The sequence below is a fragment of the Streptomyces sp. NPDC024555 genome, assembly GCF_055559335.1.
Genome location: NZ_JBVHKV010000021.1, coordinates 1 through 16,935, shown reverse-complemented (window position 1 = coordinate 16,935; position 16,935 = coordinate 1). Strand labels below are relative to the sequence as shown.

Genomic DNA, 16,935 nt, shown 5'->3' with positions numbered 1-16,935 from the left:
CGGGTAGCTCGACATGCCCCATGAACCCCCCAGTCACAGTTGCATCGCCACAAACGGGGCGCATCCGCCGATCCTGTGGACTGACGGATGCGCCCTCGCTCGGTGCACGATATCCACACACGTGCCCTTTCGCTGCTGTTCCAGTGAAGTTCAGACATGCGAAGGGGGCATGAACTCGTCCCGATCCGTACGGGATCTCAGGTTCTGTAGCCGGTTGTTGGTATGTGGGACGTGGGGGAACCGGATGCTGTGCGGATATGTCCGTCTGGGAGAATCGTGGTGCCGGGGCGGGATCGGCCCCGGACACGAGCGAAAGAAGGACGCACGGTGACTCCCGCGGAGACGAACTGGGCCGGCAACATCACGTTCGGGGCGAAGCGGTTGTGCGTCCCCCGCTCGGAGGCCGAACTGCGGGAGACGGTGGCCGCCGCCACCTCGGTCAGGGCGCTCGGCACCCGGCACTCCTTCAACACCGTCGCCGACACCACCGGTGACCTGGTCTCCGTGGCCGGACTGCCCCGCGAGGTCGGCATCGACCCGGAGGCGCGCACCGCGACGGTCGGGGGCGGGCTGCGCTTCGGCGAGTTCGCCGGGGATCTGCACGCGCGCGGGTTCGCGCTGCACAACCTGGGTTCGCTGCCGCACATCTCGCTGGCCGGCGCCTGTGCGACCGGCACCCACGGCTCGGGGGCCGCGCTCCCGTGCCTCGCGGGCGCGGTCCGCTCCCTCGACCTGATCACCGCCGACGGCGCGAAGCTCACCCTGGGCCGGGGCGACGCCGGCTTCGACGGCGCGGTCGTGGCGCTGGGCGCGCTCGGCGTCGTGACAAGGCTGACGCTCGACCTGGTACCCGCCTTCGACGTGCGGCAGTGGGTGTACGAGGATCTGCCCGATTCCGTCCTGACCGACGGCTTCGACGCGGTGACGGGCGCCGCGTACAGCGTCAGCGTCTTCACCGACTGGCGGCCGGGACCGCTCGCCCAGGTCTGGCTCAAGGAGCGCGTCGGCGACCCGGGCGCCGAGGAGGTGCCCGCCCTGCTGCCGGGCGCGCGCCCGGCCGGCGGTCCGCGCCACCCCGTCCCCGGCATGGACGCCGGCCACTGCACGCGCCAGGGCGGCGTCCCCGGCCCCTGGCACCGACGGCTGCCGCATTTCCGGCTGGAATTCACCCCGAGCAACGGCGACGAACTCCAGTCCGAGTACTTCGTGGCCCGTGAGGACGCGGCCGCCGCCTACGAGGCCCTGGCCCGTATCCGCGACCTGATCGCCCCGGTGCTCCAGATCTCCGAGATCCGCACCGTCGCCGCCGACCGGCTCTGGCTCAGCCCCGCCTTCGGCCGCGACTCCGTCGCCTTCCACTTCACCTGGGTCCCGGACGGCGAAGCGGTCGCCCCGGTGCTCGCCCGGATCGAGGAGGCGCTGGCCCCCTTCGGCGCCCGCCCGCACTGGGGCAAGGTCTTCGGCACCCCGCCCGACGTGCTGCGCACGCTCTACCCCCGGTACCGGGACTTCGAGGCGCTGATGGCCCGCCACGACCCCGAGGGCACCTTCCGCAACGACTTCCTGGACCGCCACTTCGCGCGCTGAGCCCCCGCGCGGCGCCCGGTCAGCGGCTGTCGCGTTCGTCCTCCGCCCGCGAGGGCCAGGCCGCCGCCGACCGGCCGGGGGCCAGTTGGTCGACCAGTTCGGCCAGTTCCTCGCAGGCGCGCTCGATCCGCCGCCGGACCGTCTGCTGCTCGGTCACGACGGCCGCCAGCAGCAGCGCGGTCAGCGCGACGGCACCGTTCAGGACCGTCAGGTTGATCATGTCCTCGACCATCGTGTGGCCGGCGAACGGCCCGACCCGGTCCGTGGCCGCGACGGTCGCCAGGACCGACACCAGCAGCGCGCACGGCGCGCTGCCCGCCAGCCGGAAGCGCAGGGCCGCCCAGACGACGATCGGGAAGACCAGATAGAGCATCGACAGCGGGCTGCGGGTCGCCTCCAGTGTGCCGACGACCGCGACCACCGTCAGCGCGCCCGCCTCCGCCCAGCGGTCGTCGGCCCGGGGCATCCGCAGCCGCCGCAGCACCAGCACCAGCGGGGTGACCACCAGCACCCCCATCACGTCCCCGGCCCACCACGCCGCCCACGCCGACCAGAATCCGCTCGGCGGCAGCTTCTCGACCACCAGCAGGGACACCGTGCCGGTGGTCGCGCTGATCAGCATCCCGGTCAGCGCCCCCAGGAAGACCAGCAGGATGCCGTCGCGCAGCCGTGCCAGGTCCGCGCGGAATCCGGCCCGGCGCAGCAGCAGATACGCGAGGAAGGGGGCGAGCGTGTTGCCCGCGACGACGAACGCGGTGGACCCCGACACCGAACCGCTGAGCGTCGTGATCACGAGCAGGGAGCCCAGCGCGATCCCCGGCCAGACCCGCGCGCCCATCAGCAGCAGCGCGGCCAGCGCGATGCCGGTGGGCGGCCACAGCGGGGTGATCACCGCCCCGTCGACGATCACCTGCCGGGTCAGTCCCAGGGCCCCGGCCGCGTAGTAGGCACCGGCGACACCCAGGACACGGAGTAACGCCACGGCCCGGCGGCGGTTGTTCTCGCTGCGGATCACGCCTCTCATCAGACACCGGCGCCCGGGGTGACGGCCGCGTGACACGCCCCCGCCGCCCCGCGCCCGGTGGTGCGGCGCCGTCTCAGCCGGCGGCCGGGGGCCCGGTGTGGCGCAGCACGAGGACCGCGGCGTCGTCCTCGTGCCCGGTGCGCTCGGCCGTGCCGAGGACGGCGTCGGCCAGCGTGTCCGCGTCGTCGCGCGCATGCGCGCGCACCACCCGCTCGACCGCCTCCATCCCCTCCGCGATCGGGTACGAGGGGCCCTCCACCACCCCGTCGGTGACCAGGACGAACACCCCGTCGCCGGTGAGGCGGCGGGCGGTGACCGGATAGTCCTCGCCGGTCTGGATCCCGAGCGGCAGACCGCCCTCGTCCTCGGTGACGCCCGAGGCTCCGCCGGCCGTGGCCCAGACCGCGCCCACATGGCCGGCGCGGGCGATCAGCAGCTCCCGGGTGCGCGGATCGAGCCGGACGAAGGTGCAGGTCGCCAGGAGGGCGGAGTCCACCGCGAGCAGCAGTTCGTTCGTCTGCCGCAGGACCTCGCCGGGATCGGCCGCCGTCGTCGCCAGTGCGCGCATGGCGATGCGGACCTGGCCCATGAAGGCCGCCGCCTCGACGTCATGGCCCTGGACGTCCCCGATGGCGAAGGCCAGCGCACCGTCCGGCAGCCGGAAGCCGTCGTACCAGTCGCCGCCGATGTCGAGCCCGCTGCGGGCCGGTGCGTAGCGGGCGGCCGTGCTCAGCCCGGGTGCCGAGGGCAGTTCGGGCGGCAGCATCTCGCGCTGGAGGGCTTCCGCCAGTTCCACCCGGGCCTGGTGCAGCTCCACCTCGTGCCGTGCGCGCGAGGTCAGCCGATGGAGGGTCGTGAGCAGCTCCTCGGCACTGGCCGAGCGGGGACGCCGGTTCATGGGCCGCTCCGCGGTGCGTGGGGTCGCCAGGAAGCATCGTATTTCGGACCGGGGTCCGGCGCAGGCCGAGCCGGGGCCGCCCGTGCCGGGAACGGGCGCGGGCGGCCGGTTGGGTGGATGCTGGAGATGACCCGTACGACGACGGCGGCGCCCGCCCACCGGTAGCGGGCCCGGGAGGTGTGCGATGAACCGCACGATGGAATGGACGGTCCGCGTCGATCTGTCGGAGGTGGACGGAACGACGAAGGCGGAAGCGGTGCTGGACACCGGAACGGCGAAGCTCACCGGTCACGGCATCGCCCGGTGCAGTCCCCAGGACCCGGACGTGCCCACCATCGGGGACGAGCTGGCGGCGAGCCGCGCGATGCGCGATGTCGCGGGTCAGCTGATGAGCGTCGCCGACCGCGAGATCGGCCGCGCGGGCGCGGGCCCGTCCGACGAACCCGTGCCGCCGCCGTACGCCTGGTCGGACGGAACGGCCTGACCCGGACAGGACGGACCCGTCCGCCCCGGTGGCCGGGGCGGACGGGCGTCACGGCTTGTCCGCGTCAGTCGGCGTAGGTGATGTCGGAGCCCGAGTAGATGCAGTTCGTGCCGTCGGCGCCGGTGCCGGTCTTGCTGGGCTCGCCGCTGGTCACGCCCTTGTACTTGGTGCAGATGTCGATGTCGCGGTCCGCGTCGTCGTAGATCGTGACGCCGGAGAAGCGGGCCGTGTCACCGTAGTTGGTGTTGATGCCCACCAGGGTGTCGCCCGGAGCGGTGATCCAGACGTTCTGCACCTGGACGTGCCGTCCGTACTGGGTGGAGCAGTTGCCGCAGGAGCGGTAGAGCTTGCCGAAGTCCTCGACCTGGAAGTTCTTGATGACGAGGGTGCCGCCGCCGTTGTGCTGGAAGACCTTGTCGTCCGCCAGCCTCGCGCCGCCGCCGTCGACCGTGCGCACCAGCGAGGAGGAGCCGCCGAGGAAGGTGGCGGCGTCCTCGCCGACATCCTCCCACCACACGTTCTTCAGCGTGCAGGTGCCCGCGCAGTGCACCCCGTCCGCGGCGGGGGAGCCGAGGATGACGTTCTGCAGGGTGGCGCCGTCCGCCAGCTCGATCAGGGCCGGCTGGTCCTCGTCCTGTCCGCCGCTGCCCAGGTCGCCACTGCCGTAGAAGCGCTTGAGACCGCCGTCGTAGCTGCCGGAGACCTTCATCGTCGAGGTGAGCGGCTGGCTGCTCGTGGCCTTCGGCCAGGCCGGCGGGGCCCCGGGGTCGGTCGGCGGGTCGGTCGGGTCCGTGGGCGGGTCGGTCGGGGTCGATCCGGCCGCGGTGAACGTCCAGCGCTTGCTGGTCACCGAGTCGCAGGAGTTCTGCTGGACGAGGGCGCCGGCCGCCGTCGAGCTGTCCTTCACGTTCAGGCACTTGCCGCCGTTGGCGTTGACGACCTGGTACGTGGCGCTGCTGACCTGCGTCAGCGTCCACACCTGCCCGGCCCCGCCGGTGCAGCCCTGCTGCTCCACGGCCTTGCCCGCGCTCGTGGAGGCGTCGCGCACCCCGGCGCACCGTCCGCTGTGGGCGGCGGTCAGGGTGTAGCCGCTGCCGGACGCCTTGAGCTGCCAGGTCTGGGCGGCGGCCCCGGAACACGCACGCTGGGCGAGCTGCACTCCGTCGGAGGACGCGGAGCCGGGGACCTCCAGACACAGTCCGCTGTTCGCGTTCGACAGGCTGTACGAGCCGGTCGCGGGGGCCGCCGTCGCGGAGTCGGTCGCGAAGAGCGCGGTGAACCCGGCGAGGAGGAGTGAGGCACCGGCGACGAAGGCGGCGGCTGTTCGGCCGCCCCTCCGTTTGGCATGCTGATTTCTGGTACGCACTGGGTATTCCTTTCACCGCCCGCGGTGTTCCCCGCGGGCACCAATGAGGGGTTCGGTCCGGTGGCAGGCAATCCCTCGGCCAGGGGAACGGCAGAGGAGAGCGTTCCGTATGCTGACCTGAGTTCTTGTATGCGAACGACGGTGACGGTACGTCAATGGCATGGACCGGTCAAGGAGTGGGTGTGTCACAGTCCGCGACCCGGCCGGCGGGCCGTACCGTGACCGGGGCGGCGGCCGCGGTCCGGCGCGGCCGGCGGAGACGAGGAACCACGGGGTGAGCCATGTGCTGGAGCGCCACCGCCGATCTCGTCGCGGGCACCGCGGTGGCCGCGACCGGCGTCGTCTGTGTCGCACGCACCCGACGGGCGCGCGATCTCCCGCTCGCCGCCCTGCCGCTCCTCCTCGGAGCCCACCAGATCGTCGAGGCCGCGGTCTGGCACGCGGACGGCGGCAGCGGCCCGGCCACCCTCGCCTGGGCCGTCATCGCCCTGCCGGTCCTGGCGCTCTGGGTCCCGCTGGGCGTGCTGTGCGCCGTCCCGCCCGCCGCCCGCCGCCGCCAGGCCGTGCCGCTGGCCGCCGGGGTCCTGACCGCCGCCGTCCTCGCGTACGCCCTGGCGACACGGCCGGTGACGGCCCATATCCGCGGCCGCACCGTCGGATACGTGCTCGGCCTGCCGCTGCCCGGACTGATCGTGGCGGGCTACCTCCTCGCGACCGTCGGCGCGCTGCTGCTCTCCGGCGACCGGTGGCTGGTGCGCCTCGGCGTCCTGGCGGGCGTCGGGGCGGCGGTCTGCGCGGTGCTGTGGCGCACGGAGTTCGTCTCCACCTGGTGCGCGCTCGCGGCGGTCTGCTCGGTGGTGCTGCTCGCCCGGTCCGGCGCCCGGCCGGCTCCCGCCTGAGGCCGGCGCACGGCCCGCCTCACCGCCCGGCCGCCCGCTCCTCGTTGAGGGCCGCCACCGCCCCGCGCACATCGCCGATCGTCGTGTAGTCCACGGCCACGAAGTTCACCGGCCGGCCCCGCTCCCGCTCGCAGCGGCGGGCCCGGTCGAGCACCCAGTCGCGGGCGTTGACCTTCCCCGCGTCCAGCCGGCTGCCGCCCGCCACCGTGATGAAGTGGTTCAGCAGGAACAGCCGCTTGCCGGTGCCGCCCCGGTGCGGCACACAGCTCATCGCGTCCGGCGAGCGGAACGCGAACGGCGTCTCCATCCCGTACCGGTAGAAGTTCCGGTACCAGGGCGCGGGCCCGTCCGCCTCCTCGGCGAAGACCACCAGCCGCCGCCCGCTGTCCACCATCGCGCCCAGCGTCGGCCACGGCGCGTCCGGATCGGGGTCCGGGGTGTGCAGCAGATCGTCGAGACCCGCCTCCCGGAACGCCCGCGCGGTGTCCTCGCCGCTGATCGCGTCCTGCACGATCAGCGTGACGACCTCGTCCGGGTGCTCCCGCATCCACGTGCCCAGCGCCTTCAGCGCCGGCACCAGCTCGATCGCGCCCGCCCGGCACACCGCATGGCAGAGCCACAGCCCCGGACGCGGCGGATTGACCCGGTCGATCGCAGCGGCGACGAGCCGCCGCTGTTCGGGGGTGAGATCGGAGTCGGCCAGCCGCGCGGTGATCTCCTCCGACGTCTCCCAGCGGTAGGTGTCGATCTGGAGCGCCCGCGCCCCCGCGTCGAGCTGCGCGGTGATCCCGGGGTCCTGGAGCGGTCCGATGAACCGGTCGTACGTGGTCGCGTTGGCGTTGTGCGAGGTCACGTACGCCACCTCGTCGTACCGCAGCGCGCAGAGCCCGACGCCGCCCTCGCAGGCGCGCGGCGGGGCCGCGTTCACGCCCGGCGGCACCAGGAGCACCCCGGCGATCGCGGCGCACCCCACCCCGGCCGCCAGCCCCCGGACCCGGGGCGCCGTGAACACCGCCCGGGGCCGCGTCCGCAGCAGCCGTCCGCCCGCCATCAGGAGCGCCCCGCACACGAACGGCACCAGGGCCGTCGCCAGCGCCGTCACCGCGATCCGGGTGAAGGCGGCCCCCTGCACGTCGTCCACCAGCGCGGACACGCTCGGCGGCCAGGAGCCCGGCGGGTCCACCACCCGCCCGCCGGTCACCATCCGGGCGATCAGCACCGCGAGCGCCGTCAGGAGCGCACCCGAGACCAGCGCCCCGCCCAGGAACGCCGACCGCCGCGCCGTCCCCCCGGCGCAGGCGAACCAGAGCACCACCAGGGACGCCGCGCCGAGCACGGTCGCGATCGCCTCCGCGAGGCCGAGGCCCCCGTGCGTGACGGCCCGCGCCCGGTGGACGGCGTCCAGCCCGTTGCCCGACGCCGCCAGCGCCTGCGTCACGTCCCAGGTGCCGTCGCCGGCCATGTCCCGCAGACCGGCCGCCGAGGCCCGGGTCCGCTCCGACACGGCGGCCGGGGCGACGGCGGCCAGCGCCGTGGCGACATCGCCCTCCTCCAGCGCGACCGAGACCTCGGGCCGCAGCGCCGCCCGCTCCGCCTCCGGCACCGCCCTCAGCAGGGCGTCCGTCGCCGTGTCGGCCTGCGCCGCGGAGAGCGGCAGCTCCGGCAGCCCGGCCGGGCGGCGGCCGGCCACCAGATCCGCCAGCGCCGCGTTCAGACCGGCCGAGAACGCCGCGAAGTCCGGCTCGTCCCGCTCCTGGAGCGAGGCCACCAGATCACCGAAGTAGATCTGCGTCAGCTCGCCCAGCCCCGCCGCGACCGGCCGCAGATCGACCGTCAGGCGCAGCGTGCCGACATCACCGCGCAGATAGCCGACCACGCTGTCGATCTGCTGGTGCGCCAGGTACCGGACGGTCTCGGGCGGCAGCACCACCTTGATGTTCGAGGTGACGACCGCCTCCGGGACCGGCAGCCGGGCCAGCAGGTCCCGGGTGACGCCGGACGCCTCGGGGTCCACCAGCACCTCGTCGTACAGCCGGGTGTAGACGTGCGCGCCGTCCAGGACCGAGCGGTGGAAGGCGGGGGAGAGCACCGTGGAACGGGCCGTCGCGGTCAGGGCCATGACCAGGGTGCACAGGGCGGCCAGGACGAACGCCGCGTCCCGCAGGAGACGCGGCTCCCCGCGCGGGTTCTCCATGGCCATCCCCTCGTGCTCCGTCCGCGCGGCCCGTGCCCCGGGCGCGACACCCCGCCGGCGCGCTCCTCAGGAGCTCGCGACGTCGGTGATCTCCTGCTCGGTCCAGAGCGCCTTCCCGTCGGAGCTGTACCGGGTGCCCCAGTGCGCCGCGAGCTGGGAGACGATGAACAGCCCGCGCCCGCCCTCGTCCACGGTGCGGGCGTGGCGCAGATGCGGGGCCACCGGACTGGTGTCGTGGACCTCGCAGGTCAGGGTGCGGTCCAGCAGGAGCCGCAGCGTCAGCGGCGGGGTGCCGTAGCGCACCGCGTTGGTGACCAGCTCGCTCACGATCAGCTCGGTCGCCTCGACCGTCGCCTCCTCCAGGCCCCAGCCCTCCAGCCGGTCGCGGACCAGGGTGCGGGCCACGGCCGGGGTGGTCCGGTCGTGCGGCAGCTCCCAGGTCGCCACCCGGTCGGGCGGGACGACGCCCGTCCGGGCGAGGAGCAGCGCGGCCCCGTCCGGATGCGTCCCGGGCGGCAGGTTGTACACGATCGCGTCGCACAGTTCCTGGAGCGGCCGGTCCGGATAGGCGAGGGCGTCCCGCACCTTCGTCACCGCGTCGGCGTCGGTCAGCAGCGAAGCGGTGAGGAAGGCCAGCACACTGCCCTCGTCGAGCGCGACGGTGGTGGTGGCGAACGGGGCGCTGTCCTCGGAGAACAGCGGCGGGCCCTCGGGGACGTCGATCGGGACCGGGCGGCCGTCGGGGTCGACGACCACCGGCGCCGGATGCCCCGCCCGCGCCACCGTGCAGCTCCGGCTCAGCGGGTCGTAGACGGCGAACATGCAGGTCGCCGTCAGCGGCTGGCGGTGCAGCGCGTCGCCCGGCGGGAGCGCGCGCCGCTCCTCGGCGAGCCGGTCGGCCGTGTCGTTGAGCCGGGCCAGGACCTCGTCCGGCTCCAGGTCCAGCCCGGCCAGGGCGTGCACGGCCGTGCGCAGCTGCCCCATCGCGATCGCGGTCTGCAGTCCGTGCCCGGCCACATTGCCGATGACCAGCGCCGTCCGGGCCCCGGAGAGCCCGATGGTGTCGAACCAGCAGCCGCTGTTGCGCCCCGGCAGCAGCACCTGGGCCGTCTCGACGGCGACCCGGGCCCCGTCGGACTGCGGCAGCAGCCGGCGCTGGACCGTCGAGGCGATCACATGGTCGTGGGCGTAGCGCCGGGAGGTCTCGATGCTCAGCGCCACGTGCGCGGCCGCGGTCAGGGCCAGGGTGAGATCGCGTTCGTCGAAGGGCTCGGAGCCGGTGCACCGGTAGAGGCTGACCAGGCCGAGGAAGGCGCCGTGCAGCTTCAGGGGCGCCACGATCAGGGAGTGCGCACCGGTCGCCTCGACCACGTGCCGGGTCACCGGATCCATCGCCAGCCAGGGAACGCCCGGACCCAGGGGCAGCAGCCGGGGCCGCAGATCGGCGGCGGTGAGCGCCGACGGGGTGCCCTCCGGCAGCCGCCGCAGCTCGCCGACCGGGGCGTCCCCGTCCACCCCCAGCTGCGCCGCCCGGCGCAGCGGGATGTCGCCGCCCACCGGGCTGAGCGGCGCGCGCGACCCCCGCAGTACGTCGTCGACCACCTCGATCACCGCGAAGTCCGCGAACTTCGGCACCAGGGCGCGGACGAACCCCTGGCTGATCGCCTCCATGTCCAGCGAATGGCCCACGTTGCGGCGGACCGAGGCCAGCGCGTCCACCCGGGCGCGCGACTTCTCCCGCTCGTGGACGTCGACGACGGCCGCCAGCAGCCCCAGCGGACGGCCGGAGGCGTCGTCCAGGCGGTGCACGGTCACCATCACGTTGTGGCTGGGGCCGGTGCTTCCGGCGACCCGTCCCCGCATCACCGTGTTGAGCAGCGGGGTGCCGCTCTCCAGGACCCCGCGCAGCAGCCGCTCGGACTCCTCCGGGTCGTCCAGCACATAGGCGTCCGTGAAGCGCAGGCCCACGATCTCCTCGGGGGCGATCTCCTCGGTGAGGGGGTTGACCCGCTCCACCCGCAGGTCCGTGTCCAGGACGTGGAGGCCCACCGCGGACTGGCTGAACAGGGTGTCCAGGAGCGCGTCCGCCATGCGGTCGGCCGGCGGAGTCCCGTGGTCGCGTGGACCGGTGTCCGGCACGTCGTACCCCCATCACCCTCTGCCGCCGGTCTGTCGGCGGCACTGGCCCACAAGCCTGTTCCCGGCGGGGCGGGGCCGCCACCGCGCTGCGGCGAACGGGTGAACTCCGTGTGACGCGCGGCGGCAACCTTTCCGGGGCCGGCGGGCACTGAGGGGTACCCCACCCGTCCCCACTCCGGAAGGCACGCACCGTGGCTCCTGAGCAACCCCGTTCCCCCCGCAGACGCCGCTCCACCCGGACCCGCACCCTGCTCGGTGCGGTCACCGCGGGGGTGCTGGCCGCCACCGCCCTCGTCGTCACCGGCCAGACCTCGCAGGCGGCGACCGCGCGACAGGCCGAGAGACTGGACCGCGGCCTGGTCAGCGTCCACACCGACACCGGCAACCTGATCAGCTGGCGCTGGCTCGCCACCGACGCCGACGACGTCTCCTTCAACGTCTACCGGGCGGGCACCAAGGTCAACGCCTCCCCGGTCACCGGCTCGACGAACTACTTCCACGCGGGCGCCCCGAACTCCGCCGACTACACCGTGCGTGCCGTCGTCGGCGGAGTGGAGCAGGGCGACTCCGTCCACGCGATCCAGTTCCGCGCCGGATACAAGGACGTGCCGATCAGCCCGCCCGCCGGCGGCACCACCCCCGACGGCGTCGCGTACACGTACGAGGCCAACGACGTCTCGGTCGGCGACCTCGACGGCGACGGGGCGCTCGACTTCGTCCTGAAGTGGCAGCCCACCAACGCCAAGGACAACTCCCAGTCCGGCTACACCGGCAACACGATCGTGGACGGGATCCGTCTGGACGGCACCCGGCTCTGGCGCGTGGACCTGGGCCGCAACATCCGCTCCGGCGCCCACTACACCCAGTTCCAGGTGTACGACTACGACGGCGACGGCCGGGCCGAGGTCGCGATGAAGACCTCGGACGGGACCGTGGACGGACGGGGCACCGTGATCGGCAGCTCTTCGGCCGACCACCGCAACTCGGCCGGCTACGTGCTGTCCGGTCCGGAGTACCTGACGATGTTCGACGGCCGCACCGGTGCGGCCATGGGCACCGTCGACTACGTTCCGGCCCGCGGCACGGTCTCCTCCTGGGGCGACAGCTACGGCAACCGGGTCGACCGCTTCCTGGCCGGAACCGCCTATCTGGACGGCTCCCGCCCCTCGCTGATCATGGCCCGGGGCTACTACACCCGCACGGTCGTCGCGGCCTGGGACTGGCGCGGCGGGGCCTTCACCCGGCGCTGGACCTTCGACACCAACAGCTCGACCAACAAGGGCCGGGGCTACGACGGCCAGGGCAACCACCAGCTGTCGGTCGCCGACGTGGACGCGGACGGCAAGGACGAGATCGTCTACGGGGCCATGGCCGTCGACGACAACGGCAACGCGCTGTGGACCACGAAGAACGGCCACGGCGACGCCCAGCACGTCGGCGATCTGGACCCGTCACGGGCGGGTCTGGAGGAGTTCAAGGTCGACGAGGACGGATCCAAGCCGTCCTCCTGGATGGCGGACGCGCGCACCGGACAGATCCTCTGGTCGACACCGGCCGGCGGCGACAACGGACGCGGTGTCAGCGGCGACATCTGGGCCGGCAGCGCGGGCGCCGAGTCGTGGTCGTCGGCCGCCGACGGCGTACGCAGCCCCCAGGGCGCCGTCGTCGCGAGCCGCAAGCCCTCCAGCACCAACTTCCTGTGCTGGTGGGACGGCGACCTCACCCGCGAACTGCTGGACGGCACCCACATCGACAAGTACGGCACCGGCGGTGACACCCGGCTGCTGACCGGCGCGTCGGTCCACGCGAACAACGGGACCAAGGCCACGCCCGCGATCTCCGGCGACCTGTTCGGGGACTGGCGCGAGGAGGTCGTCTGGCCGACGACGAACAACACCGCGCTGCGGATCTACTCCACGCCGTACGAGACCGACACGAAGATCACCACCCTGCTCCACGACACCACCTACCGCACCGCCCTGGCCTGGCAGAACACCGCCTACAACCAGCCGCCGCACCCGGGCTTCTTCCTCGGCACCGGCATGGCGAAGGCCCCGAGGCCCACGGTGACCACCCCGTAGCCGCGTACACGCGTCCCGAGAGCCTCGGCAGGAAGGCGGCCGGAGCCGGTTGCTCCGGCCGCACCGCCGGTCAGGAACCGCCGGAGGCGGCTGCCGGTCCCGGCGGGGCGAGCTCGGCGAGGAGTTCCTCGACCAGCGCCCTGATCGCGTCGCGGATCGGACGGACGGCCTCGACGCCCCGGCCGGCCGGGTCGTCGAGCTTCCAGTCGAGGTAGCGCCTGCCCGGGAAGACGGGGCAGGTGTCGCCGCAGCCCATGGTGATGCAGACGTCCGACTCGCGGACGGCGTCGGTGGTGAGGATCTTCGGGACTTCGGCGGAGATGTCGATGCCGACTTCGGCCATGGCGGCGACGGCGGCCGGGTTGACGGCGTGTCCGGGGCTGGATCCGGCGGAGCGGACCTCGACGCGGTCTCCGGCCAGGTGGGTGAGCCATGCGGCGGCCATCTGGGACCGCCCCGCGTTGTGGACGCAGACGAACAGGACGGACGGCTTGCGCCGGGCCTCGGCCATGGTGGTCGCTCTCTCTCGTCGCGGGACGGCACACGGTCACCAGCACATCAGTTGTCGCTGGTATCAGTGGGAGGTGATGTGACAGTATCAGCGCATGCTGACTTCAGTCGATCCTGATGTGATCCGGGTGCTGGGCGATCCACTCCGCCTGAGGATCGTGACCCTGCTGGCGCGCGAGACGTTGTGCACGACGCATCTGGTCGAGGAGACCGGCGCCAAGCAGACCAATCTGTCCAACCACATGAAGGTGCTGCGCGAGGCCGGAGTGGTGGAGACGGAGCCGTGCGGCCGCTTCACGTACTACCGGCTGCGCCCGGAGGTTCTGGCCGGCCTGTCCGAGCGGTTCGCGGCGCTGGCGGAGTCCGCCCGTGCCGCGGCCGGGAAGAAGAGGGCCTGTCCGTGACCTCCGCCGAACCCGCCACGGCCGGAGCGGCCGGGGACGATTCGATCGTCCGGAAGCTCTCGACCCTCGACCGGTATCTGGCGGTGTGGATCCTGGTGGCCATGGCCGTCGGCCTGGGGCTGGGCCGTCTGATTCCCGGGATGAACGACGCGCTGGCGAAGATCGAGGTCGGCGGCGTCTCGCTGCCGATCGCGCTCGGCCTGCTCGTGATGATGTACCCGGTGCTGGCCAAGGTCCGCTACGACCGGCTCGACACCGTCACCGGTGACCGCAGGCTGATGGTGTCCTCGCTGGTCGTCAACTGGATCGTCGGCCCGGCGGTCATGTTCGCGCTGGCGTGGATCTTCCTGCCGGACCTGCCCGAGTACCGCACCGGTCTGATCGTCGTCGGCCTGGCCCGCTGCATCGCCATGGTCATCATCTGGAACGACCTGGCGTGCGGCGACCGCGAGGCGGCCGCCGTGCTGGTTGCCCTGAACAGTGTGTTCCAGGTGATCGCTTTCGGTCTGCTCGGCTGGTTCTACCTCGATCTGCTGCCGAGGTGGCTGAGCCTCGGGGACGGCCAGGGCCTGGACGTCTCCGTGTGGCACATCGCCGTCAACGTGATCGTGTTCCTCGGCGTCCCGCTGCTGGCCGGGTTCCTCACCCGCCGTATCGGGGAGCGGCGGATGGGCCGGGAGGGCTACGAGACCGCGTTCCTGCCGAGGGTCGGGCCCTGGGCCCTGTACGGGCTGCTGTTCACGATCGTCGTCCTGTTCGCCCTGCAGGGAAGGACGATCACCTCGCAGCCGCTGGACGTGGTCCGGATCGCGCTGCCGCTGCTCGTCTACTTCGCCGTCATGTTCTTCGGCACGTTCCTGCTCGGCAGGTCCCTGGGGCTGGCCTACGACCGCACGGCGACCCTGGCGTTCACGGCTGCGGGCAACAACTTCGAGCTGGCCATCGCCGTCGCCGTCGCGACGTTCGGCGTCACCTCCGGTCAGGCGCTGTCCGGGGTCGTCGGCCCGCTCATCGAAGTGCCGGTCCTGATCGGGCTCGTGTACGTGGCGCTGGCCTGGCGCAAGACGTTCGCACCCACGGCACTCACCACCCCGGGAAGGGGCGACTGATCCGCTGCCCCGGCCGCGGCACACGCGAACCGGCAGCCCCGCCGCCGGGGTCTGCCGGTTTCGCGGTTCCGGAGTCCGCGCGGCCCTGCGGCATCAGGCCGCGGATGCCTTTGTCAGCAGCGCGCCCATCGCGGCCAGCACGGCCGGCTCGACCCGGTAGTACACCCAGGTGCCGCGCCGCTCGGAGGACAGCAGCCCGGCCTCCTTCAGCTTCTTCAGGTGGTGGGAGACGGTCGGCTGGGACACGCCGACGTCGGAGATGTCGCACACGCACGCCTCGCCGCCCTCGTGCGACGCGACCGCCGAGAACAGTCGCAGGCGGACCGGGTCGCCGAGCGCCTTGAACATCTTCGCCGTCCGCTCGGCCTCCTGCGCGGTCAGCGGCCGCTCGTTCAGCGGCGGGCAGCACGGCTCGACCTCGGGCTGAAGCAGCGGAAGCGCCTTCGCATTCGACATGTATCTATGTTGACACATGTCGAACCAAGAGGGCTGCGCCCGACTTGGTTCGATGAATGTCTATGTTGACGTCTGTCGATATCGGGTGCATGCTGAAACACGCAGGAGATCGACAGACGTCGAAATACAAGGGGACTCGTCATGAATGCCACCGCCACCGAACAGCTGCCCGTCGTGGTCGTCGGAGCCGGACCGGCCGGCCTGGCCGCCGCCGCCCACCTGGTCGACCGGGGTCTTCGGCCGCTGGTTCTGGAAGCCGGTGCGCGGGCGGGCACGGCGGTCCGCGGGTGGGCGCACGTGCGGCTGTTCTCCACCTGGGGCGAGGTCACCGACCCGGCCGCCGAGAAGCTCCTGGCCCCGACCGGCTGGGTGAAGCCCGACCCGGCCACCTTTCCCACCGGCGGTGAGTGGGCCGAGCGCTACCTCCAGCCGCTGGCCGACGTCCTCGGAGACGCGGTCCGCCTCGGTGCGACCGTCACCGGGGTCTCCCGCGCGGGCCGGGACCGGATCGTCGATGCCGACCGGGCCGCCCAGCCCTTCGTCGTTCATGTCACCCACGCCGACGGCCACGAGGAGCGGCTGCTCGCCCGCGCGGTCATCGACGCCTCCGGCACCTGGGCCACGCCGGGCCCCGCCGGCGCCTCCGGCCTGCCGGCCCTCGGCGAGAAGGCCGCCGCCGACCGGATCTCCTACCGCGTCCCCGACCTCCGGGACCCCGCCGTCCGCGCCCGCTACGCGGGCAGGCGCACCGCCGTCGTCGGCACCGGTGCCTCCGCGTTCACCGCGCTCGCCTCCCTCGCGGACCTGGCCAGGACCGACGACGCCACCGGCACGCACGCGGTATGGGTCCTGCGCCGGGGCATCTCCGGCTCCACCTTCGGCGGCGGTGCCGCCGACCAGCTCCCCGCCCGCGGAGCCCTGGGCCTCGCGGCGAAGGCCGCCGTCGACGAGGGCCACGCGGACGCCGTCACCGGATTCCGCACCGAAGCGATCGAGCGCGCCGGAGACCGGCTCGTGCTCGTCGCCGAGGACGGCCGCCGCCTCGACCCCGTGGACGAGGTGATCGTGCTGACCGGCCTGCGCCCCGACCTGTCCTTCCTCGACGAGCTCCGCCTCGGCCTCGACGAACGACTCCAGGCACCTGTCGCACTCGCACCGCTGATCGACCCCAACCAGCACTCCTGCGGCACCGTCTACCCCCACGGTCACCGGGAGCTCTCCCACCCCGAACCCGGCGTCTACCTCGTCGGCATGAAGTCCTACGGCCGCGCTCCCACCTTCCTCGCCATGACCGGCTACGAACAGGTCCGCTCCGTCGCCGCCGCCCTCGCCGGCGACACCGAAGCGGCCGACCGCGTCGAACTCACCCTCCCCGAGACCGGCGTCTGCGGCGGCGCCGGACTCTTCGACGCCCCGGCCACCGACCGGGCCGACAGCACCGGATGCTGCGCCGCCCCGGCACCCGCCCTCGTCCGGATCCCGGTCGCGACCCCCGCACCGCTCACCGCCGCATCCGGCACGGCAGCGTCCGAGGGCTGCTGCGGATCCTGAACCCCACGGCTCACCGGCTGGGGCGGCACCGTCTCGTCCGCCCTCCGAGGCCCGCGGTGACCACCCCGTAGGCCCGTCCGGTCCGCGGGAAACGGGGGAGGGGCGGGGGGGGGCCCCCCCCCCCCCCCCCCCCCCGCCCGCGCCCCCCCCCCCCCCCGCCCCCAACCCCCCCCCCCCCACCCCCCCGGGGGCGGGGGGGGGGGCCCCGGCGGGCGAACCGGCGCTAAAGTGAA

14 protein-coding genes are annotated in these 16,935 nt (G+C 73.3%); 7 read left to right on the top strand and 7 right to left on the bottom strand.

What is annotated here, in order from left to right; translation table 11 throughout:
* The first annotated feature begins 327 nt into the window (after positions 1-327).
* Complete coding sequence (locus ACZ4FH_RS30080) at positions 328-1,587, top strand: D-arabinono-1,4-lactone oxidase (protein ID WP_467308844.1); 1,260 nt, start codon at positions 328-330, stop codon at positions 1,585-1,587.
* A gap of 19 nt (positions 1,588-1,606) precedes the next feature.
* On the opposite strand, the gene ACZ4FH_RS30075 is transcribed toward ACZ4FH_RS30080, so the two are convergent.
* Both ACZ4FH_RS30075 and ACZ4FH_RS30070 read right to left on the bottom strand, forming a co-directional pair.
* Positions 1,607-2,602: an MASE1 domain-containing protein gene (locus tag ACZ4FH_RS30075; protein WP_467308843.1), complete on the bottom strand. Its 996-nt coding sequence runs from the start codon at positions 2,600-2,602 to the stop codon at positions 1,607-1,609.
* A gap of 82 nt (positions 2,603-2,684) precedes the next feature.
* A complete protein-coding gene (locus ACZ4FH_RS30070) occupies positions 2,685-3,509 on the bottom strand; it encodes a PP2C family protein-serine/threonine phosphatase (RefSeq protein WP_467308841.1) in 825 nt (274 codons plus the stop codon).
* 184 nt (positions 3,510-3,693) lie between these two features.
* Between ACZ4FH_RS30070 and ACZ4FH_RS30065 the strand changes: the two genes are divergently transcribed.
* Positions 3,694-3,993: a DUF1876 domain-containing protein gene (locus tag ACZ4FH_RS30065; protein WP_467308840.1), complete on the top strand. Its 300-nt coding sequence runs from the start codon at positions 3,694-3,696 to the stop codon at positions 3,991-3,993.
* Positions 3,994-4,057: 64 nt separating this feature from the next.
* Here ACZ4FH_RS30065 and ACZ4FH_RS30060 read toward each other — a convergent pair whose 3' ends face one another.
* Positions 4,058-5,359, bottom strand: a complete 1,302-nt coding sequence (locus tag ACZ4FH_RS30060) for a pectate lyase (protein ID WP_467308839.1) — start codon at positions 5,357-5,359, stop codon at positions 4,058-4,060.
* A gap of 281 nt (positions 5,360-5,640) precedes the next feature.
* On the opposite strand from ACZ4FH_RS30060, the gene ACZ4FH_RS30055 reads away from it, so the two are divergent.
* Positions 5,641-6,258, top strand: a complete 618-nt coding sequence (locus ACZ4FH_RS30055) for a DUF6629 family protein (RefSeq protein WP_467308838.1) — start codon at positions 5,641-5,643, stop codon at positions 6,256-6,258.
* Between the two features lie 19 nt (positions 6,259-6,277).
* On the opposite strand, the gene ACZ4FH_RS30050 is transcribed toward ACZ4FH_RS30055, so the two are convergent.
* Both ACZ4FH_RS30050 and ACZ4FH_RS30045 read right to left on the bottom strand, forming a co-directional pair.
* Positions 6,278-8,452, bottom strand: a complete 2,175-nt coding sequence (locus ACZ4FH_RS30050) for a PI-PLC domain-containing protein (RefSeq protein ID WP_467308837.1) — start codon at positions 8,450-8,452, stop codon at positions 6,278-6,280.
* A 66-nt stretch (positions 8,453-8,518) separates the two neighbouring features.
* Positions 8,519-10,591, bottom strand: a complete 2,073-nt coding sequence (locus tag ACZ4FH_RS30045) for a SpoIIE family protein phosphatase (RefSeq protein ID WP_467308836.1) — start codon at positions 10,589-10,591, stop codon at positions 8,519-8,521.
* 191 nt (positions 10,592-10,782) lie between these two features.
* Here ACZ4FH_RS30045 and ACZ4FH_RS30040 point away from each other — a divergent pair, with 191 nt between their 5' ends.
* Positions 10,783-12,672: a rhamnogalacturonan lyase gene (locus ACZ4FH_RS30040; RefSeq protein WP_467308835.1), complete on the top strand. Its 1,890-nt coding sequence runs from the start codon at positions 10,783-10,785 to the stop codon at positions 12,670-12,672.
* 70 nt (positions 12,673-12,742) lie between these two features.
* Here the strand turns inward: ACZ4FH_RS30040 and ACZ4FH_RS30035 are convergent, their stop codons facing one another.
* A complete protein-coding gene (locus tag ACZ4FH_RS30035; protein WP_467308833.1) occupies positions 12,743-13,183 on the bottom strand; it encodes an arsenate reductase ArsC in 441 nt (146 codons plus the stop codon).
* Positions 13,184-13,277: 94 nt separating this feature from the next.
* Between ACZ4FH_RS30035 and ACZ4FH_RS30030 the strand changes: the two genes are divergently transcribed.
* Positions 13,278-13,586 carry an ArsR/SmtB family transcription factor gene (locus ACZ4FH_RS30030; RefSeq protein ID WP_467308831.1) on the top strand — a complete coding sequence of 103 codons (309 nt, stop codon included), beginning with the start codon at positions 13,278-13,280 and terminating at the stop codon, positions 13,584-13,586.
* On the top strand, positions 13,583-14,695 hold the full coding sequence (gene arsB / locus ACZ4FH_RS30025) for an ACR3 family arsenite efflux transporter (RefSeq protein ID WP_467308830.1): 1,113 nt from the start codon (positions 13,583-13,585) through the stop codon (positions 14,693-14,695). The genes ACZ4FH_RS30030 and arsB overlap by 4 nt, the downstream gene beginning before the upstream one ends.
* 93 nt (positions 14,696-14,788) lie before the next feature.
* Here arsB and ACZ4FH_RS30020 read toward each other — a convergent pair whose 3' ends face one another.
* Entirely contained in the window at positions 14,789-15,043 is a 255-nt protein-coding gene (locus tag ACZ4FH_RS30020; protein WP_467309020.1) for an ArsR/SmtB family transcription factor, read from the bottom strand.
* Between the two features lie 249 nt (positions 15,044-15,292).
* On the opposite strand from ACZ4FH_RS30020, the gene ACZ4FH_RS30015 reads away from it, so the two are divergent.
* Entirely contained in the window at positions 15,293-16,702 is a 1,410-nt protein-coding gene (locus ACZ4FH_RS30015; RefSeq protein WP_467308828.1) for an NAD(P)-binding domain-containing protein, read from the top strand.
* The last annotated feature ends 233 nt before the right edge of the window (positions 16,703-16,935 follow it).